General features: G+C 64.1%; 20 protein-coding genes and 1 tRNA gene. 10 read left to right on the top strand and 11 right to left on the bottom strand.

Translation table 11 applies throughout. The annotated features are described in order from the left end of the window. Nucleotides 1–4: 4 nt before the first annotated feature. A complete protein-coding gene (wzm, locus tag AC56PL_RS10345) occupies nt 5–841 on the bottom strand; it encodes a galactan export ABC transporter permease subunit Wzm/RfbD (RefSeq protein ID WP_495515949.1) in 837 nt (278 codons plus the stop codon). An 82-nt stretch (nt 842–923) separates the two neighbouring features. Beyond that, a complete protein-coding gene (locus tag AC56PL_RS10340; RefSeq protein ID WP_495513608.1) occupies nt 924–1,466 on the bottom strand; it encodes a proteasome activator in 543 nt (180 codons plus the stop codon). Nucleotides 1,467–1,558: 92 nt separating this feature from the next. Here AC56PL_RS10340 and AC56PL_RS10335 point away from each other — a divergent pair, with 92 nt between their 5' ends. Then, on the top strand, nt 1,559–2,755 hold the full coding sequence (locus AC56PL_RS10335) for a cysteine desulfurase-like protein (protein ID WP_495513607.1): 1,197 nt from the start codon (nt 1,559–1,561) through the stop codon (nt 2,753–2,755). Nucleotides 2,756–2,842: 87 nt separating this feature from the next. On the opposite strand, the gene AC56PL_RS10330 is transcribed toward AC56PL_RS10335, so the two are convergent. Next, the gene (locus tag AC56PL_RS10330; protein ID WP_497154286.1) at nt 2,843–3,811 is read right to left on the bottom strand and encodes an NAD(P)H-quinone oxidoreductase; all 969 of its coding nucleotides are present in this window, start codon (nt 3,809–3,811) and stop codon (nt 2,843–2,845) included. Nucleotides 3,812–3,957: 146 nt separating this feature from the next. On the opposite strand from AC56PL_RS10330, the gene AC56PL_RS10325 reads away from it, so the two are divergent. From AC56PL_RS10325 to AC56PL_RS10315, 3 genes are all read left to right on the top strand, one after another. After that, a complete protein-coding gene (locus AC56PL_RS10325) occupies nt 3,958–4,443 on the top strand; it encodes a MarR family transcriptional regulator (protein ID WP_495513606.1) in 486 nt (161 codons plus the stop codon). A gap of 13 nt (nt 4,444–4,456) precedes the next feature. After that, nucleotides 4,457–4,541, top strand: a tRNA-Ser gene (locus AC56PL_RS10320). Nucleotides 4,542–4,738: 197 nt separating this feature from the next. Further along, nucleotides 4,739–5,626 (top strand): exodeoxyribonuclease III, encoded by an 888-nt coding sequence (locus AC56PL_RS10315; RefSeq protein WP_497153756.1) that lies wholly within the window; start codon nt 4,739–4,741, stop codon nt 5,624–5,626. 36 nt (nt 5,627–5,662) lie between these two features. On the opposite strand, the gene AC56PL_RS10310 is transcribed toward AC56PL_RS10315, so the two are convergent. Then, the gene (locus AC56PL_RS10310; RefSeq protein WP_497153755.1) at nt 5,663–6,385 is read right to left on the bottom strand and encodes a LysR family substrate-binding domain-containing protein; all 723 of its coding nucleotides are present in this window, start codon (nt 6,383–6,385) and stop codon (nt 5,663–5,665) included. Nucleotides 6,386–6,432: 47 nt separating this feature from the next. On the opposite strand from AC56PL_RS10310, the gene AC56PL_RS10305 reads away from it, so the two are divergent. Beyond that, entirely contained in the window at nt 6,433–6,804 is a 372-nt protein-coding gene (locus AC56PL_RS10305) for a DUF5997 family protein (RefSeq protein ID WP_495515947.1), read from the top strand. A gap of 73 nt (nt 6,805–6,877) precedes the next feature. Here the strand turns inward: AC56PL_RS10305 and biuH are convergent, their stop codons facing one another. Then, nucleotides 6,878–7,603, bottom strand: coding sequence for a biuret amidohydrolase (biuH, locus tag AC56PL_RS10300; protein ID WP_497153754.1), 726 nt, complete (start codon nt 7,601–7,603; stop codon nt 6,878–6,880). A gap of 38 nt (nt 7,604–7,641) precedes the next feature. Next, complete coding sequence (locus tag AC56PL_RS10295; RefSeq protein ID WP_497153753.1) at nt 7,642–8,994, bottom strand: cytosine permease; 1,353 nt, start codon at nt 8,992–8,994, stop codon at nt 7,642–7,644. 194 nt (nt 8,995–9,188) lie between these two features. On the opposite strand from AC56PL_RS10295, the gene AC56PL_RS10290 reads away from it, so the two are divergent. Continuing rightward, nucleotides 9,189–9,860 carry a GntR family transcriptional regulator gene (locus AC56PL_RS10290; RefSeq protein ID WP_497153752.1) on the top strand — a complete coding sequence of 224 codons (672 nt, stop codon included), beginning with the start codon at nt 9,189–9,191 and terminating at the stop codon, nt 9,858–9,860. 37 nt (nt 9,861–9,897) lie between these two features. On the opposite strand, the gene AC56PL_RS10285 is transcribed toward AC56PL_RS10290, so the two are convergent. Then, nucleotides 9,898–10,953: a beta-ketoacyl-ACP synthase 3 gene (locus AC56PL_RS10285; protein WP_495513600.1), complete on the bottom strand. Its 1,056-nt coding sequence runs from the start codon at nt 10,951–10,953 to the stop codon at nt 9,898–9,900. 249 nt (nt 10,954–11,202) lie between these two features. On the opposite strand from AC56PL_RS10285, the gene AC56PL_RS10280 reads away from it, so the two are divergent. Then, nucleotides 11,203–12,228 (top strand): alpha/beta hydrolase, encoded by a 1,026-nt coding sequence (locus AC56PL_RS10280; protein ID WP_497153751.1) that lies wholly within the window; start codon nt 11,203–11,205, stop codon nt 12,226–12,228. Between the two features lie 13 nt (nt 12,229–12,241). On the opposite strand, the gene AC56PL_RS10275 is transcribed toward AC56PL_RS10280, so the two are convergent. Both AC56PL_RS10275 and AC56PL_RS10270 read right to left on the bottom strand, forming a co-directional pair. Next, nucleotides 12,242–13,156 (bottom strand): oxygenase MpaB family protein, encoded by a 915-nt coding sequence (locus AC56PL_RS10275; protein ID WP_497153750.1) that lies wholly within the window; start codon nt 13,154–13,156, stop codon nt 12,242–12,244. A 135-nt stretch (nt 13,157–13,291) separates the two neighbouring features. Continuing rightward, nucleotides 13,292–13,924 carry a TetR/AcrR family transcriptional regulator gene (locus tag AC56PL_RS10270; protein ID WP_497153749.1) on the bottom strand — a complete coding sequence of 211 codons (633 nt, stop codon included), beginning with the start codon at nt 13,922–13,924 and terminating at the stop codon, nt 13,292–13,294. A gap of 26 nt (nt 13,925–13,950) precedes the next feature. Here AC56PL_RS10270 and AC56PL_RS10265 point away from each other — a divergent pair, with 26 nt between their 5' ends. Together AC56PL_RS10265 and AC56PL_RS10260 are read left to right on the top strand one after the other, a co-directional pair. Then, nucleotides 13,951–15,381, top strand: a complete 1,431-nt coding sequence (locus AC56PL_RS10265; RefSeq protein WP_497153748.1) for a guanine deaminase — start codon at nt 13,951–13,953, stop codon at nt 15,379–15,381. A gap of 8 nt (nt 15,382–15,389) precedes the next feature. Next, nucleotides 15,390–16,346 carry an antibiotic biosynthesis monooxygenase gene (locus tag AC56PL_RS10260; RefSeq protein ID WP_495513595.1) on the top strand — a complete coding sequence of 319 codons (957 nt, stop codon included), beginning with the start codon at nt 15,390–15,392 and terminating at the stop codon, nt 16,344–16,346. Nucleotides 16,347–16,418: 72 nt separating this feature from the next. Here AC56PL_RS10260 and AC56PL_RS10255 read toward each other — a convergent pair whose 3' ends face one another. Further along, entirely contained in the window at nt 16,419–17,879 is a 1,461-nt protein-coding gene (locus AC56PL_RS10255) for an aldehyde dehydrogenase family protein (RefSeq protein ID WP_495513594.1), read from the bottom strand. Nucleotides 17,880–17,998: 119 nt separating this feature from the next. Then, complete coding sequence (locus AC56PL_RS10250) at nt 17,999–18,328, bottom strand: hypothetical protein (protein ID WP_497153747.1); 330 nt, start codon at nt 18,326–18,328, stop codon at nt 17,999–18,001. Between the two features lie 96 nt (nt 18,329–18,424). Between AC56PL_RS10250 and AC56PL_RS10245 the strand changes: the two genes are divergently transcribed. Then, the gene (locus tag AC56PL_RS10245; protein WP_497153746.1) at nt 18,425–19,339 is read left to right on the top strand and encodes an alpha/beta hydrolase; all 915 of its coding nucleotides are present in this window, start codon (nt 18,425–18,427) and stop codon (nt 19,337–19,339) included. The last annotated feature ends 15 nt before the right edge of the window (nt 19,340–19,354 follow it).

Below are 19,354 nucleotides of genomic sequence, written 5' to 3'. Positions count from 1 at the left end.
GACCTCACACCCAATACGGAACGCGGGCACGGTAATTACGCAAAACCAGCAACGCCACTGCCCATCCGGCGGCGGTGCATGCGATGACGATCAGCCAGTGATAGAGCGCTACCGATTCGCCCAGCAGTGGTCCGCGGGTGATCTCGAGGTAGTGGAACATCGGGTTGAGCTGCACGAGCTTGACCCGGCTGGAGTCGGCGCCGACGTTCTTCTCGAGGTCGGTGGCACTCCAGATGATCGGTGTCATGAAGAAGATGAGCTGAACAGCGGTGGTGAGCAACTGACCGATGTCGCGGAACCGGGTCGACAGGATGCCGAACACGATGGCCACCCAGATCGCGTTGACCACCAGCAGCGCGATGCCGGGGATGACCAGGATCACGGTCCAGGTCACCGGCTGCGGGAAGATGATCAGCAGGACCAGGTACAGCGGGATGTTGTGCGCGAAGATGATCAGCTGACGCCAGGTCAGCCGGTAGACGTGCACGCTCAGCGGAGCCGGGATCTGCTTGATCAGGCCTTCGTTGCTGGAGAAGAGTTCGGCGCCTTCGAGGATCGATCCCTGGATGAAGTTCCAGAAGATGAATCCGAGCATCACGTACGGCAGGAAGTCGTGGATCTCGTTGCCGAAGAGCTGCGAGTAGAGCAAACCCATCGCGACGGCGGTGACCGCGGTGGCGATGGTGATCCACAGCGGACCCAGCAATGACCGGCGATAACGCTGCTTGATGTCCTGCCAGCCGAGGAGCAGCCAGAGTTCGGAATGTTTGAAGCCGGACGAGAGGTCGCCGAAGGCCCGCCTGAGCGACCGCGAATCGGACTCCGCTGATGGGGGCCGCATAGGTACTTCGTCGGCTGCTGTTGACACGAGAGTCGAGCCTACCGTCACCGCACCGGGGCTCTCGCTCCCATGGGGTCGAGCGTCAGAGGTATTGACCGGTACCGGCCGCCCCGTGCGGTCCGCCGGGACCACCGCCTGCGAAGGGGCCCGACGGGGGCAGCTGGCCCTGCCGCATCTGTTCGAGCTGGGCACGCGCGGCCATCTGCTGGGCGAACAGCGCGGTCTGGATACCGTGGAACAGGCCTTCGAGCCAGCCGACGAGCTGCGCTTGAGCGATCCGCAACTCGGCATCGGAGGGGACGTCGTCCTCGGTGAACGGCAGTGCGAGCCGTTCGAGCTCGTCGCGCAACTCGGGCGAGAGCCCGTCCTCGAGCTCGAGGATCGACGACCGATGGATCTGTTTGAGCCGGGCGCGACTGGCGTCGTCGAGCGGTGCGGCCCGTACCTCTTCCAGCAACTGCTTGATCATGGTGCCGATCCGCATCACCTTCGCGGGCTCGACCATGGCGCGCATGCCCTCGTCGTCATCGCCGGTGCCCTCTGAATCGGCCGACGGGACCACAAGGATGCCGTCGTCGTCGTTGATACCCGCGATCGGACGCTTGTTGAGATTTTCATCGGTCATCCGTTCATTCTCCTGATGTTGAGCGGCGATTGCACGCAGTTGCCCAGACGAGGGGCATTGCGGTGTCGCGGGGACCGTCTATGGTGGCTGCCATGGCTTATGACGTCGCCCGCGTTCGGGGACTGTTCCCGTCGCTGGGTGATGGTTGGATACATCTCGATCCGCAGGCAGGAATGCAAATTCCCGACTCGGTGGCGACAACCGTGTCGAAGGGTTTTCGATCCCTGGTCTCCCAGCCAGGTGGCATCTACCCCGCGGCCCGCAAGTCGGCGGGGATCATCGATGCCGCTCGTGCGGCGGTGGCAGATCTGGTCGGTGGCGATCCCCGCGGAGTGGTGCTCGGACCGTCCCGTGGACACCTGCTGAACGTGCTCGCCGAGAGTCTCAACACCCGGGTGTGGCTCGGATCGGAAGTGGTGGTCAGCCGGCTCGACGACGAGGCGAACGTACTGCCGTGGCTGCGTGCCGCCGATCGTTTCGGCGCCAAGGTGAAATGGGCCGAGGTCGACATCGAAAACGGTGAACTGCCGGTCTGGCAGTACGACGGGCTAGTCAGTCGGTCGACGAGCGTGGTGGCCATGCCCCTGGCGTCGTCGACGATCGGCTCTGTGGTCGACGTCGCCACCGCAGCCGCGGTTGTCCATGCGATCGACGGACTTGTTGTTGTCGACGCGACCAGCGCAGCCGCCTACACGTTGCTCGACATCGAGGCGCTCGGCGCCGACGTCCTTGTGGTCAGTGCCGACCGCTGGGGTGGACCGGCGACGGCAGCGTTGATCTTCCGCGACCCCGAGATGTTGTCCCGGGTGCGGTCGATGTCGCTGGACCCGGACGCGCAAGGTCCGTCCCGGCTGGAGGTCGACGGACATCAGCACGCCCTGCTGGCCGGCTTGGTCGCATCGATCGAACACCTCGCCGGACTCGACGAATCGGCCACCGGTACCCGGCGTGAGCGGTTGGTCACCTCGATGACGGCGCTGAGTGAATACTCACAGCGACTGCTGCAGTACCTGCTGCGATCGTTGGGGCAGTTGAACCTGGTGAATCTGGTCGGATCGGCCGCCGTACGGATTCCGGTGGTCAGCTTCACCGTGACCGGGGTGACCGCCGACAAGGTGGTTCGACGGCTGGCCGACAACGGAATCTGCGCACTCGCCGACGTGAACAGCCGGGTGCTCAGTGGCATCGGCGTGAACGACGTGGGCGGTGCCGTCACCATCGGCCTCGGTCCGTACACAACGCCTTACGAAATCGACCAGCTGGTGCGCACTTTGGGATCGCTGGGCTGACTTTCGCCATTTTTCGGCCCCACAGTGGGCGCCCGAGGGAACATTGCTCCCTTGGGCACCTCTGCAGGGGACGAAATCGGCGGGCGCTCAGAGTGTGAGCAGAATCTTGCCCGACACCTCACCCGACTCGAGCAGGACATGGGCGGCGCCGGCTTCGGCCAGCGGAAATGTCGCTCCGACAACAGGTTTGATCCTGCCGTCGGCGATCAGCGGCCAGGTGGTGGCGATGGTGTCGGCGACGATGGCGGCCTTGTCGGACTGGTCCCGGCCGCGCAGCGCGGTGGCGTGGACGGTACCGCGCTTGCTCAGCAGTTCGGCGATGTTCAATTCCGCTTTCACACCACCCTGCATGCCGATGATCACCAGGCGGCCGTCTTTGGCAAGCGCAGACACGTTGCGGCCCAGGTACTTTGCGCCGATGATGTCGAGTATCACGTCGGCACCACCTTGCTCCTTGATCACCTCGACGAAGTCGTCGGTTTTGTAGTTGATGGTGATGTCGGCGCCGAGGTCGCGGCACAGTTCGAGCTTGTCGTCCGAGCCTGCCGTCACGGCAACCGTTGCGCCCAACGCCTTGGCCCACTGGATCCCGTGGGTGCCGATGCCACTTCCGCCTCCGTGGAGCAGGACGAGTTCACCCGGCGCCAAGTGGGCGGTTCGTTTGAGGTTGGACAGCACGGTGCAGGCCACCTCGGGTAGCGCCGCGGCCTCGATCAGATTCACGGAGTCCGGGATCGGCAGCAGGTGTTCGGCTGCGACCGCGACGTACTCGGCGTAGCCGCCACCTGCGATCAGCGCGCAGACATCCGTGCCGGTGGTCCAGCCGGCCACACCGGGGCCGAGTTCGTCGATGGTCCCGGAGACCTCCATGCCGATGATGTGGCTCGCGCCGGGAGGTGGTGGATAGTTGCCCTGCCGCTGCAGCAGGTCGGCCCGATTCACGCCGGCCGCGGCCACTTTGATCAGCACCTCTCCCGCGCCAGGGCGGGGTTTGTCGACCTCGGCCACGGTGAGGTTCTCGGCCGGACCGAACTCGGTCACGTTGACTGCGCGCATTGAGGTCATGCCTCTACCTTTACTCGGCGGATGCCGTTGGGCGGTAGGTGGTGTCCGTAAGCCGCGCATTTAATGGCGGTAAGGTCCCGATTTGTAAACGCTCAATCCTGGCGTTGTTGGGTCAAAAGTCGTAGTCCGGGGGAGAAATGACAGACAATACAGCTGTGCCCTGGCTCGATGACTCTGAACAACTTGCGTGGCGATCGTTCATGAATGGATCGCAGCGCCTGTTCGACGCGATCAATGACGCCCTGGTCGAAACCGCTGGTCTCACCTTTGCCGACTACCGGATTCTGGTGTTGCTGTCGGAGTCGGAATCGATGCGGATGAGCGCTCTCGCCGATGGTGCGTTGAGCAGCAAGAGCACCATTTCGCGACGTGTGGACCGGATGGCCGAAGCCGGCTGGGTCGAGCGGATGGCCAAGGATCACGACAAGGACCAGCGCAATCGCGTCTGCCGGATCACCGAGTCGGGCCGGATCAAACTCCACGACGCCGCCAAAGGTCACGTTGTCGCGGTTCGTACCTACCTACTCGATCACCTCGAAGATCACGAGCGCGAAGCCATGGCGACAACCTTCCTGAAGGTCGATACGTGGCTGCGTGAGAACCCTCAGGCCCGCGTGAAGTAGGCTCTGTGCCGAAGGAAGCGTGGCAGAGCGGCCGAATGCACTCGCCTTGAAAGCGAGCGTGGGTGAAACCACCGGGGGTTCAAATCCCTCCGCTTCCGCAGTTCAAGGGGCTCCGGTATCAGATCAGATGCCGGGGTCCCTTTGGTTTCGGGCGCACACGGGAAAAATCACCACGCACAGGTTTCCGACCATCGCGCCCTGCTGGTCGAGGTGTGAGGTGGGCCGTCGTTGCTGAAGTCCTCTCGCGGTATTCTCGCCCCGCGACTGCGGGACAGATGTGATCGAGGAGGCGACAGTGACACCCACCGGTGGTTTCACCGTCGCATCGTTCAATGTCAACGGCATCCGTGCGGCCCGGCGCCGCGGGTTCGATGACTGGCTGGCCCAGCGCGCCCCGGACGTGGTCGGGGTGCAGGAACTACGGTGCGGCATCGATGACGTCGGCGACTTCGGTGACCACATCGCGTCGATCGACGTCGGTTCGATTCCGGGACGCAACGGGGTGGCGATCCTGACCCGGCACGAACCCGCCGCCGTGCGCACCTGGTTGACGCATCCGCCGAAGGCCCGGGGGTTGTCGGAGTTCGCCGCCGAGGGTCGCTACATCGAGGTCGATCTGGCCGATCGGCCGCTGACCATCGGCAATCTCTACCTCCCCAAAGGCGGCCTGCCCGCCGAACTCCAGCGCCCCGGATCGATGCGTGAGCAACCCGACGGGGGAGTCAAATATGCTCGGAAGCAACGGTTTCTGGCCGGATTCGCCCGCGAGCTCGAGCGCAACCGTCGGGCCGCGCGGCAGGCCGGACGGGAGTTCTTGCTGCTGGCCGACCTCAACGTGGCGCACACCGAACATGACGTGACGAACTGGCGTGCCGCCCGCAAGATGGAAGGCTTCCTGCCGGAGGAGCGGGCCTGGTTCGATGAGATCACCGGACCGCGTCGGCTGGTCGATGTGGTGCGCACTCTGCACGGTGACCGTCCGGGCCCGCTCACCTGGTGGAGCTGGGCAGGGGAGTCGTTCGTGAAGGACGTCGGCTGGCGCGTCGATCACCAGCTGGCCACCCCTGGCCTGGCCCGGCGCGCACGTCGGGTCACCGTCGACAAGGAATCCACGCCCCAACTCCGGCTCTCCGATCACGCCCCGCTGATCGTCGGGTACGACGACGTTCGCTCGGAGGACTGACCCTCGCTCGGGCTGTGACGCGAGCGAGGGGTGAGATCAGCGGCGTCGGCCCTTGCCGGGTTTCTTCCCGGTGGCCTCGCGGCGGGCCTGTTTGGCCAATGACTTCTCCTTGGCAGAGCGCTTGGGGGCGGGGGCAGAGCTTCCCCGCGACGAGCTGGATTTGCGACCCCGCACGATGCCGATGAACTCGTCGGCGAGCTCAGAGGTAGGGGCCGGCCACATTAGACCGACGGATCCGGCCGGTGCGTCGGTCACCGGACGAAAGACCAGATCCTTGCGATGATGCAGTCGGGCCAGCGACTGCGGGACCAGGATGATGCCGGTACCCGCCGCGACGAGTTCCATTGCGTCGCCGGTGGTTTCCGGTTGGTGGTCCACAGCTGTTCCCGGCCGATTCGACATCACGATGGGCTCGTCGAGCGGCCACAGGAGTTGTTCGTCGGCGAGGTCGGCAACGCTTATCTCATCGCCAACGGTGAAGACGTGGTCTTTCGGCACGACCACGACGGTCGTCTCCTCGTAGAGCTCGATCGTGTGGTGCGGCCCCGGATCGCCGTGGCGCAGTGCGTCGGGAAGACGTGTGATCGCCATCTGCACCCGCCCGTCGCGGATTGCGTCGGCGCACGCGGCGACGTCCATCGCGACGAGTTCGAGAGGTGTCTGCGGGATTCGTTCACTCCAGGTGCGAACCCACTTGCCGGGTGTTACGCCGGGCACGTACGCCAGCCGAAATGAGGGGGCGTCGTCGGGTGTGGTCACGCCAAGAGGCTACCGCCCGATACCCTCGACATATGAGTTCGCAGTCGATGAAGCCGGCCACCGCCGCCAAGAAGTTGGACGTGTACCTGCCGGCGACGCCCGCCGAGTTCCAGGAGGGCCTCATCACCCGGGCGGAACTCGATGCGCTGCAGGCGGACCCGCCGGAATGGCTGCGCGATCTGCGCGTCAATGGGCCTCACCCGAAGAACCTGGTGGCGATGAAACTGGGGATCTCGAAGGGCGCTCTGGTGCGCCACGGCATCACCGAGGCGCTGACCACTGAGCAGATCAACACCCTCCTGTCCGAGATGCCCGACTGGCTCGAGGCCGAGCGTGCCACCCAGATCGAGGTTCGCAAGGAAGCGGCCAACCCGAAGCCGGCGCCTGCCGACCGGCCGCGCGCACGACGAAGGAAATAAGTATCCCGATGATGGTGGCTTTCGGCGAGTAAAAGCCCCAGGTGGGCCTGGCCAAAAGCCACCACCGTTGGCCCTACCCGGCGACCGCAGCGACGGTTTGAGAACCCAGGGCCGCGAGAAGGTCGTCCGACGACGCGACCGCGCCGAAGACGCCACCCTGCATGGTCACCATCTGCAGGGCCGCGCGGTGATTCGACGGATCCGTTGCTCCGGTGCAGTCGGAGAGGACAAGGCATTCGTAACCGCGGTCATTGGCCTCGCGCATCGTGGTGTGCACGCAGACATCGGTGGTGATTCCGGTGAGGATGATGTGCGTGATTTCGTTGCGGCGCAACACCAGGTCGAGATCGGTGGCGTAGAACGCGCCTTTCCCCGGCTTGTCGATGATCACCTCGCCGTCGATGGGTGCGACTTCGGGCACGATCTGCCAACCTTCTTCACCGCGCACCAGGATCCGGCCGCAGGGGCCTTCGGCCCCGATCTCTGCCCCGATCTGTGCGGACCGCCAGCGTTTGTTCTCCGGCAGGTCGGAGAGATCGGGACGGTGTCCTTCGCGGGTATGGATGACGGTCAGTCCCGCGGTGCGGGCGGCCGCCAGCACCCGGGCCGTCGGCTCCAATGGTGTGCGGGTGAGGGAAAGGTCGTAGCCCATCGCGTCCACGTACCCGCCGGGGCCGCAGAAGTCGGTCTGCCAGTCGATGCACAGCAGGGCGGTCGACTCCGGTCGGAACGAACCGTTGTACGGCCAGGCGTATGGGGTGGCGCCGGGGAGGGTGGGGAAAGCGGAAGCGGTTGTCACAGAGTTCCTTTGACGAGATCGGGTGGTGTGATCGGTGGTCACGCGGCGGACGGGACGTTAGTCTTCCGGACGATGCGATCGTGCGCGAGGGCTATGAGGGCGGCGACCACAATGCCAACAACGACCACGCAGAGTTCGGGTAGCAGGTAGTGCGCGGCGAGAGCAGCGGCCGCGCCGAGACCCCATGCGATGAAGGCGCCGGCCTCCCAGGCCCGGTCCGAACTGCGGGAAGCCTTGCGGCGCAACATCTGATCGGTGATCAACACCGCGCCGAGTGGCGGCACGACGACACCGAGCAGGTTCAGCCATTCCTCGAAGTGACTCCAGACTCCTGCCACCGCGAGGACGACGCCGATCGCACCCAGCAGCACGGTCAACGGCCGCATGCGGACACCGGTCAGCTGACTCCAGCCGACCGCGCCGTTGTACAGGCAATGCGTGCACACCGACCCAAGATTGATGAATACGAATGCCACGGCCAGTGGGACGAGTACGCCGCCGTGATCGATCAGGATGTTCAGGAAGCTGCCACCGGCGGTACCGGGATCGTCGGAGGCACCCATGGCCACGATCACTCCGCCGATCGCCAATGCGATGGTGTTGCCCACCGGGAAAGCGCTGAATGCGGCGAGGAAACCTTCACGGCCGTTCTTCGACCAGCGGGTGAAGTCGGCGGTCATCGTGCCCGAGTCTGCGAACAGCGCAACAACCAGCGTGACGGCGGCACCGAAGCTGAGCGCGCTTGCACCGGCCCCACCTGAGTACGAGGCGAAATCGGAGGCACCCGGCGTCGAGGACGCCTTGACGATCGCCACGATCCCCAACACGAGATACAGCGGCGCCGCGATGATCCCGATGACCGTCAGTGCGCGGATGCCCAGGAGTGTGGCCAGGAGATAGCCGACTCCGGCGATGAGCGCGATGAGGGTGGCGTTCCAGCCCATGCCGCTCTCGAGCGTCGACCCGGTCAGGCCGGTCTGGAAGGCGAACCAGCCGATCACGACCGTGGCCAAGAAGGCGGCCGGAATGCGGTAGCCGCGGGCACCGAAGGTGCGGGCCGCCATCAGTGCGAAGTTCTCGCCGGTCTTGCCTGCCTGGTGGCTCAGTATGCCGACGTAGGCCATCAGGATCAGATTGCCGGTGAGGATGGCTGCCATGCCGAGCCAGAAGCCGAGCGAATACACCACCATGCCGCCGAAGACCGCGCAGGTCAGGATCATCGGAAAGCCGAGCCATACCGCCGACACGGAGAACAGTGACTTTCGTGCTGCGGTCGGAACCGGTCGGTCCTCGTACTCCTCGAAGGGATCGATGGGTGGCAGGGTCTCGAGTGTGTCGTTGGGCAGGTCGGCTCCCGAATGGGCGTCAACCGTGCTCGCGTGGGGGGTCATGAAGATCCTTCCGAGAAGGTGCGTGCGATTTCCTATAGGAAACAGTCCTTGCTGTCGTCTTTGGTTTCACGTTTGTGAACTGGTTGTTAAACCGAGTGTGGGCAGTGTTTGAGTGTTCTTGCCGGGTTTCGGGGTCGTGGTTTAGCCGACTGAGAAGCCCGCGGGTGATCGCAGTTACATATAGGATTCGCGGCATGCCATCGAAGACGCCTGCCGACGCGGTGCCGGTCGCCGACCTGATCAGGGCGGACGTGGAGGAAGAGATTCTCACCGGCCGGATGACGCCGGGGAGCAAGGTGAATGCGGACGAGCTCGCTCGTGCTCGCGGGGTCAGTCACATCCCGGTCCGGGAGGCATTGCGTGCGCTGGAGGCCGATGGGTGGGTTGTCCGGCGCCACCATCGGGGCATGTTCGTTCGCGAACGGGACCGCGATGAGATGGCCGACCTGTTCGAGGCGCGGCTCATCGTCGAACATCAGGCGACCCGGTTGGCGGCGCAGCGCCGTACCTCAGAACAGCTGACGGAGCTCGAAGAGATCGTGGCACGGCAGGCCGTCGCCGAAGATCCCGCAGTCCTGGCCGCGATCAATGCGGAGTTCCATGTCGCCATGGCGTCCTGCGCACAGAACGCAGTGTTGTCGTCGATGGTCACCGACCTCAACAAGCGGGTGCGCTTTTTCTATCTGCCTGCGGCTGGGAGTCGGCGTGGTGACTCCGTGTCCGAGCACCGTGCCATCCTCGCCGCAATTCGTGATCGCAGACCAGAGGAGGCTGCCGCGTTGCTGACCGAGCACATCCGCGACACCCGCGATGACGCCTCGCGGCGGCTCGAATCACACGCGGAATTGGCGGCTTTCGGCGAGTAAGAGTTCAGGTGGGCCTCGCCAAAGCCACCGATTCCGGCTAGAAGCTGGCCTCGACCGGCGCCGGGGGCAGGGTGACGACCTGGCCGGCGTAACTCAGACCGGCACCGAAGCCCAGGAGCAATGCAGTCTGGCCGCCTTTGGCTTTCCCGGTCACCAGCATCTCTTCGATGGCCAGCGGGATCGATGCCGCCGAGGTGTTTCCGGTGGTCTCGATGTCGTTCGCGACGGGAACGTCGTCGGGCAGACCGAGGTTGGCCTTCATCAGCGTGTTGATCCGGGCGTTGGCCTGATGCGGGATGAAGATCTCGATGTCTTCCTTCGCAACGCCGGACTGTTCGAGGACCTTGCCGAGTGCCTTGGGCAGAGTGATTGCCGCCCAGCGGAATACGCGACTGCCCTGCATCTCGACGACCATCCGCCCGATCGGGTCGGTCTCGGGGTCCTTGGACTGGAACTCTTCGGCGCGGTTCATGTACTCGGGGATGTCGTAGTTCTGCGAGATGGCGTCGCTGTTCTCGCCGTCGCTGCCCCAGACGGTGGGGGAGATGCCGTTTTCCGCACTAGGACCGACCACTACCGCTCCGGCGCCGTCGCCGAAGATGAAAGCGGTGTTGCGGTCGGTGGGTTCCATCACCACCGACATCGTCTCGACCCCGATCACCAGTACATGCCGGGCCGAGCCGGACCGGATCATGTCGGTCGCCAAGCCCAGGCCGTAGCCGAAACCACCGCAGCCCGAAGCGACGTCGAAGGCCGGGATCCCGTTGATCCCGAGATCGAGAGCCACCACCGGGCCGCCATGGGGAATCTTTGTCTTCCAGCTGCCGGTCGCCAGGATCAGGGCGTCGACGTCCTGGCGGTCGATGCCACTGTTCTTGATGGCACGATCGGCAGCTGCGACGGCCATCGATCGTGCGGTCTCGTCTCCGCTGATCCACCGGCGACTCCGGATACCGCTGCGTTCGAAGATCCACTCATCCGTCGAGTCGAGGATCTCGCACACCTCGTCATTGGTGACGATCCGTTTCGGTCGGTACGCGCCGATCCCCAAAATCGAGACGTTGCGATGGCCAGTGGTTGCCGCGATGTTCATGCCTGATCCGAGCCCCTTCGATCGGTTCACCGAGTTCATCGATTTTTCGCAGGGTACGCGCTCTCAGTGCCTGTGCGGGGGAGGCGCTACGCCTTTCAGTTCCTGTCGAAGCAAATGTGATCGGTTGCGCGCCAACTGTCATCGTAGGGCGTCTGGGTGGAGACGTACCCACCCGTCGGCTACATTCTGCAAAGGGGTGGGGGTTCGGTGCGTAGTGCATCGAGCATTTCGAAAGGCTGACCAACCTCGATGCGCATCACCTCCACAGTCGGGGCTCTCGCTCTGGCTTCACTCGTCGCTCTGACAACTGCAACATTCGGCACGAGTACCGCTTCGGCTGACACCGACGATGCCGATTCGCAGGCCTACATAACCAGCATCGAAACCCTCACAGATCAGCACTGGGTGATCAACGTGTACTCGCCTTCGATGGACTCCATCGAAGCGCTTGATGTGCTCGTCCCTGCCGACCGCAGTGGGCCGAGCCCAACCCTGTACGCGCTCAACGGCGCCGGCCAGGGTGCGGTGGAGAAATCCGGTTGGTTCGAGGCCACCGACGTTGTCGACTTCTTCGCCGACAAGGACGTCAACGTGGTCTCCCCACGAGGCGGCACATTCAGCTACTACGCCGACTGGATCAAAGATGACCCGGAACTCGGTCACAACAAGTGGGAAACGTTCCTGACGAAGGAACTGCCGCCGGTCATCGACGCCGAACTCGGCACCACGGGCGTCAATTCCATCATGGGTATGTCGATGAGCGGCTCGTCCTCGTTGTTCTTGGCCGCGCTCAACGGCGACCTCTACCAGGGCGTCGCATCGTTCAGTGGGTGCGCCCGGACCACCGATGTCGTCGGACGCGAGTACATGAAGTTGGTCGTCGAGACCCGCGGTAAGGGCGACATGACGAACATGTGGGGCGAGCCGGAGAACCCACTGTGGGCCGAGCACGACATGTACCTCAACGCAGACAAGCTCCGCGGCAAGGCGATCTATCTGTCGAGCCGAAACGGGCTTCCCGGCAAGTACGACAACGAAGACAACGTGCGGCTCAACGGCCAGGTCGACAGCCTTACGGACCAGATCATCCTCGGCGGCGGTATCGAGGCCGCGACCGGCCTGTGCACCCGGCAGGTCGCAGACCGGCTCAGTGAACTCGGGATTCCGGCGGTGACCGATCTCGATCAGCCCGGCAGCCATTCCTGGGGTTACTGGGAAGAGGACCTGCGCAAGTCCTGGCCCACGCTGGCAGCGTCGATGGGTATTGCGGTCTGAGGCTTTCGGTGACTCAGCGGCCGTTGTGGATGCGGCGCGGGTCGACACCTTCGCGTTCCCAACCGGCTGCCGCGTACTTGATGTACAGCCAGCGCACCGGAAGGCGGTTGAAGATCGGATTCGCCGCGCGCAGGGCTGCGGTGAAGCGGTCGTAGCGCTTCTGCATCTTCGGGTTCCACTCCAGCTCACAGACATCGCGCATCTGCTGGGGCACGGTGCCGATGACCACGGTGCGGACGACCGCGTTCAACGGACGTGACAGCACCATCCAGATGGGCGCCGGAATCGATTTCGGGCGGGGCAGGCCTTTGCGGAGGTATCCGGTGGCGTAGGTGATCGTCTTCGTCGGCACAAAGCGGTCCAGCATCGAGTCCCAGTACTCGCAGAATTCCGAGTAGGTCTCGGGCTCGTTGCGCGAGCTGACACCGTAGAGGCGGTACCAGGCCTTGCCTTCTTCGAAGATCTGCGCCTTCTCGGCGTCTGTCAGCCGACGGATGAAAGTGTCGGCCGCGTAGATGACCTGGTCGATGAATGTTGCGTGCGCCCAATAGAAGAGCTCGGGATTGAGTGCGTGATAGCGCGATCCGTCGCTGTCGATCGTGCCTTTGATCGGTTTGTGGAAGTCGCGGACCCGGCGGCCCCACTCGTGGGGGTTCGCGCTGTAGATGGTGTTCATGATCGGGGGCACGGTGCGCTGTGCGCGGCCGGTGAAATCGGAGAAGATCACCGAGTGGTCTTCGACGCCTTTGGCGAGCTGTTCGATGCAGTTCTCGGTGCCTGCGGTGCGCTGGAAGCAGAAGGCGCTGCGGATGTCCCCGTAGAACTTCCAGACCAATGAGTCCGGCCCCAGCGGCGGCGCCGAGGTGGCGTCTCGATCATCGATCGGCATGGGTGCGGCCTCACGAACCGCGCTGTCGAATGCTGTCATGGCGACGCCCCCTGTGCTGACACAAATCTGTGAATACGTTCCAACTGAAGTGACGATAGCAGTTTGTATCGGCGGTCGTGCGAGCAAAGTGGGGTGACCGTGCGACGGGTGTGGAACGGATAGCCGCGAAGTGTGTCACCAGATCATCGGTGCAAGAAACTTCTCTGCGAACTGACGGGTGGCGGCGGCGTCGGTCAGATCGAGTGCGCGGGAGCGGGACATCGCGAAGGACGCCACGAGGCGCATCTGCAACTCGGCGGCGAGTCTGAGGTCGCCGGCCGGCATGGACGCACCGGCCTTGCGCAATGTGTGCGCGATGGCATCGCTGAACGAGTCGATGACCGCGTCGGACTGCGACCGCTCGAATCCGATCAACAGGTCGAGCGCTTCGGGCTCGTCCGCGATCAGTCGCCGGGCAAGCGGGTTGGTACGGAAAGCCTCGATGGTCTGGGTGAAGGCCTCGACCACGGCAGCGCGGGGGTCGAGGCCCTCAACCGAAGCTGCCACACCGCGCATGAAGTCTGCTTGCATCCGCGCTCCGACGGCCGTGAGGAGATCTTCTTTGCTGGGAAACCGGCGGTACAGGGTGCTCCGGCTGACCTGGGCCTGCTGTGCGATCCGCTCCACGTTGGCGCCGCGGACGCCCATGGAGGCGAACTCCGCGACTGCCGCCGTGAGGATCGCCTCTTCCTGTTCCTGGTGGGTTGCGTTGGTGCGTTGCACCTTTTCAACCCTACCGATCAGACGTTGGTCAGTGATTGACGACATTTAATTATGGTGACCGCCGAGCGCGAATGGCGCCGGGGTGCTTTAGTGATTCGGTGAAACACCTCTACCGCGGACAGATCTTTCATATCGCCGGTTCGCCGAAAGTGACCACAGCGCACGACGCCCTTGTCTTCATCGAAGACGGTGCTCTTGTGGTCGAAGAAGACGGAACCATTTCCTGGTGCGGTGAATTCTCCTCGCTCCCAGATGAACACGATCATTCGGTGGTCGTCGACCATCGGCCCGGATTCATTCTCCCTGGTTTCGTCGACACCCATATTCATTTCCCGCAGACATTCGCCGGTGACGCGTATGGCGGTGGGCAATTGCTGGAATGGCTCGAGCGGTGCATCTTTCCCTCCGAATCGAAACTCGGTGATCCCGAGTTCGGGCAGCTGGCCGCCGCCGAGTTCACGCGCAGGCGGGTCCGGGCCGGGACCACCGCTGCGATGGTGTTCGGGTCGGCGTACCCCCACGCGCAAGACGCGTTGTTCGAAGAGACGCAGCGACGGGGGCTCCGCATCGTCAGCGGCCGTGGAATCCAAACCCGTGGACCCGATTCCGCGGGTCCTCTGCTGACAAGTGAAGAAAAGGCGATCGAGCTGACCGCGGCAGAGGTCGACAAGTGGCATGGCGCCGACACCGGAGACGTCGCGACCGCACTGTTGCATGTCGCACTGGTGCCGCGGTTTTCACTGTCGGTGACACCGACAACGCTGGCCGCATTGGGTGAGCTGTACACCGACGTGCGATCGAAGGGCGTGTACGTCCACACGCACCTGAACGAGAACAATCGGCCGGGTACCGGTGAGGTCGACGCGACCAAGGCTGTCTATCAGGTCGACAACTATCTCGACACCTATGACGGAAAGTTCTTGCCGGGCTCCAAGATCGGTGGCGACTCGCTCCTCGGACCGCGCACGATCATGGCGCATTCGGTGCATTGCCAGGACGGGGAATTGGCCCGCATGGCGGAGACGGGAACCTCGATCTCGCATTGCCCGACCTCGCAGCTGTTCCTGGGGTCGGGCACCATGCCGTGGTTGCGGACCGTGGCGTCCGGAGTGAACATCTCCCTCGGAACCGATCACGGTGGCGGCGACGAATGGCTGATCTCGCGAGTCGTCAACGACGCCTTCAAGGTTCACATCACCGAGCCCGGTGATGCCGGCGTTTCGATGCATCCGGCGGAGATGCTGTTCGTATCAACCCTTGCCGGTGCCCGCGCGCTCGACATGGAGGACCGGTTCGGCAACTTCGACATCGGCAAGGAAGCCGACTTCATCGTGATCGATCCCGAGCGGTGGCCGCCGCTGTACAACGCGGTCACCCACGGTGTTCGTGCTGACGACGCCGAATTGGCCCGGGATCAGTTGCTCTTTGCGCTCCTCATGCAATTGCGTGAACCTGCCATCGCCACGGTGTACGTCCAGGGTCGCAAGATCGACGAGGACTGATTCCGTAGATGATCGATACATCCGGTGAGGCAACCGTTTTTGTTGCCTTTCACCCGGACTCCGACAACGACTTCGCGGATTGGTCCGGGCAGGTGCGGGCGGTCGCGGAGAATGCGGTGGGCTATCGGCATCTCGCGGTGGCCGAGGAACGGCAACCGGCGATGGCGTTGACGTTTGCCGACGAGGCAGTGTTGCAGGCGTGGCTGGACTCACCGGAGTGGTGCCGGTTGCTCAAGGTGGGGACAAGCCGTGGCATCCGCCGCGAGTTCAGTGATCTGGTCACCGTCGACGGTGAGCAACCGCCATCCGGTGTTGGCATCTTCGTCCACCGGGTGGAACCGGATAACCTGGCCGGATTTATTGCAGCGCAGAGCAAGTTGATGGATCTGAGTGCAGCCGCACCGGGTTTCGAGTACTCGATTCTCACCGGACCACGTCTCGCCGCCGACGGAATCGAAGAGTGGACCGCCGTGGTCAAGTTCCGCACCGACGCTCTGCTGAACCGGTGGCGTGATGCTCCGGAACGCGCGCAGGCCCTTGGTGAACTGAGGTCGAGTCTCGAGGAGGACTTCTCCTCGTCGTTCGAGGCGAACTCGTTCGGTTCGATCGTGCGGGTCGCCGACGGCCGATCGGCGGCAACACCCGAATGGAAAGTCGGGATGATGGTGCTGCTGGTGCTCTACCCGACAGTGATGGTGCTGTCGCGTTTCGTGGGGCCGTACTTCGACCAGTGGGGCGCCGAGCCCTGGTTGTCCATGTGGCTCAGCCAGATTCTGTCGGTGTCACTGCTGACGTATCTCTTCATGCCGATGGCCACCGCGGCGTTCTCGTTCTGGCTGGATCCTTTTCGAGGATCGTCACTCAAGATGTCGCTCGTCGGTGTCCTCGCGGTGCTTGTGCTCTACGCCGCCACCCTCACGTTGTTTGCCAACGTACGGTGGCTGCAATTCTGGGACTATGCCTGAGCGATAACTGCGGCGGCACTTGGGTAGTGCCTGGCCGGGCCTCCCCGCCCGACCAGGCACTGGTCTGGGGGATCAGCGGAAAATGGTCTTGATGTTCTGGTAGGCGGACATCGCACCGGGGCCGAGTTCGCGACCGAAGCCGCTGTCCTTCACCCCGCCGAATGGTGCGAACATGTCGATCAGGTAGGTGTTGACCCCGATCGTCCCGGTCTGGATCTGCCGGGCGACATCCATGCCGCGGTCTTCGTCGGTGGTCCACACCGATCCGCCGAGGCCGTACGGCGAATCGTTGGCGATCCGGATCGCGTCGGCGTCGTCGTCGAACGGAATGATCGACAAGACGGGGCCGAAGATCTCTTCCCGCGCGATTTTGAAGCTGTTGTCGACGTCCGCGAACACGGTGGGTTCGACAAACCAGCCGTCGTCCAGACCGGCGGGCCGGCCACCGCCCGTGACCAGCCGTGCACCCTGTTGCTTGCCCGAGGCGATGTAGCCCTCGACGCGGTCGCGGTGCTGCGCGCTCACCATCGGGCCCAACGTGGTCGCCGGATCGAGTGCATCACCGACCACCAGGGTGCTGACCAGCGCCTCGAAGGCGCCGACGACCTCGTCGTAGCGGCGCCGCGGCGCGAGTATGCGGGTGCCGAGGAAGCACGTCTGACCGTTGTTGAGCATGGTCGCGCCGAAGAGTTTCTCGCCGATGACAGTGAGGTCGAGGTCGGCGTCGTCGAGAACGATGGCGGCAGACTTGCCGCCCAATTCCAGGTTCACCGGCCGCAGCAGCCGCCCGCAGACCTCCGCGATCGCACGGCCGGCACCGGTGGAACCGGTGAATGCGACCTTGTTCACGTCGGGATGCTGCACCAGATAGGCGCCGGTCTCGCGGCCGCCGGTCACGATGTTGAGTACGCCGGCCGGCAAACCGGCAGCTTCGGCGGCCTGCGCCAACAACTCGGAGTCGAGAACGGTTTCCGGTGAGGGCTTGAGAACCACGGTGCACCCGGCGGCCAGGGCCGGCGCGTACTTGAACGCGGCGAGGCATTGCGGGAAGTTCCACGCAGCGATTGCCGCGACCACGCCGATCGGTTCCTTGCGGGTGGTCGAGGTGCCGCCCAGCATGTGCGGATTGGTCTCCTCTGCGATCGACTCGCGGAGCAGCGACGCGTAGTAGCTCACCGTTGCGATCGGGAAACCGCCTTCGAGCTGGCCGGCCGTCGAGATCGGCATGCCGTTCTGCTCGGAGACCCGCGCGGCGATCTGTCCTGCCCGCGCCGTCATCTCGGTGGCCAGTCGGTCGAGGGCATCGGCGCGCGCTGCCGGCTCCCAGGTGCGCCACCCGGTGGGATCGTCGAATGCCCGGCGGGCAGCAGCCACGGCGGCGTCCACATCGGTCGGGCCGGCATGTGGAACAGAACCGATCGGTGCGCCCGTGCTCGCGGAGAGGACCTCGATTCGATCTGTGGTCGAGGGTGTGGCCCACTTGCCGTCGATGAACAGCGAACTGACGTGGACGGCCTCGGCGGCACGGGTCATGATCGAACTCCTTGCGATGCGGGTCTGCAATCGACGTCAGTGTGCCATGCTCCGCAGCCGAGAATGCCGGTTTACATAAATTGGTCCCACAGGTTGTTGATCAGCAAAGATCGGTTTCCTCATTCACTCCCGTGATCGATGTCCGGAATCACCTCGGGACCGTCCTCCTCGAGCTCCGCGTCGACGACTTCTTCGGACAGCGTGTTTTCTGGCGCGATGGCCACCGGGATGTCGGGCTGATTTTCGATCTCGACATCGGGTACCTCCTCGGCCAATTTCTGGTCCAGAGACTCACCCTCGGCTTGTTCGCTGGGTGTGGTGCCGAACTTATCGGCCTCCTGCCAGTTGTCCGGCGGATCCACGACGCCGTCGTCGTCGAGGTTTCGCTCGTCCGGGTCCAGGCTTTCGCTGGGGTTCAGGGTGTCTCCGGGTCCGTCTTCGATACTCATGTCTGCAGCGTGCCCGCCCACGGTGGTCGCAAAACATCCCGCACCGCGGAATTTGGTCTCACGTGCAGGTTCATCGCGGCGCAGTACATTGGGCCGATGGCAGTCGATGATGCGACCTCGGCCTTACTGGCCCGCTTGGCGGAGGCCGGTGAAGCGCGGATTGATCAACTGCCGGTGCCGCAGGCGCGCGAGGTCTTCGCCGCACTCGCCGAGTACTTGGAGCCGGGGCCAGATGTATATGCGGTTGCCGAGGACACCGTGGTGGCCGATGACGGGTACCGGATTCCGGTGCGCGTCTACAGCGCGACCGAGCAGCCTCGTGGGGTGATCGTCTACTTCCATGGTGGTGGTTGGGTGCTCGGATCCACCGCGGTATATGACTCCACCCTCAGGCGGCTGGCCGCGGTCGCCAATTGTGTTGTGGTGTCGGCTGATTATCGCCTGGCGCCTGAATATCCATATCCCACTGCTGCACATGACGCGTGGGACGTGACGAATTGGACCGCAGCGAGTTGGCCCAGTCTGCCGCTGATCGTCGCGGGGGACAGCGCAGGCGGCAACCTGGCCACGGTCGTCGCGCAACGCGCTGTCCGTGAATCCGGTCCCCTCATTGTGTTGCAGGTCCTGATATATCCCATCGCCGATCATGATCTGGATACGGTCAGCTACCTTGATCCCGCGAATCAACTACTTCTGGACAGAGATTCGATGATCTGGTTCTGGAATCACTACGCACCCGATCCGGACGTCCGGAGCCAGGCGGACGCGTCTCCATTGCGGGGAGTTCTGGCCGGATCGCCGCCGGCGCTGATGCTGATACCCGAATACGATGTGCTGCGAGACGAGGGTGAGGCGTACGCCGTGGCCCTCGGAGATGCGGGAGTATCGGTGCAACTCAACATCTTTGACGGACAGATGCATGGGTTCGCCCAGTTCCCGGGAATCCTGCCCGCGGCCGACAAGGCGTTGGGGCTGATTGCCGAACGGGTCACAGCGGTCACCGACGGGTGAGCGTCGTCCGGTGTG

The organism is Williamsia sp. Y721 (assembly GCF_059683565.1).
This window is presented reverse-complemented; position numbering and strand designations above follow the sequence as displayed.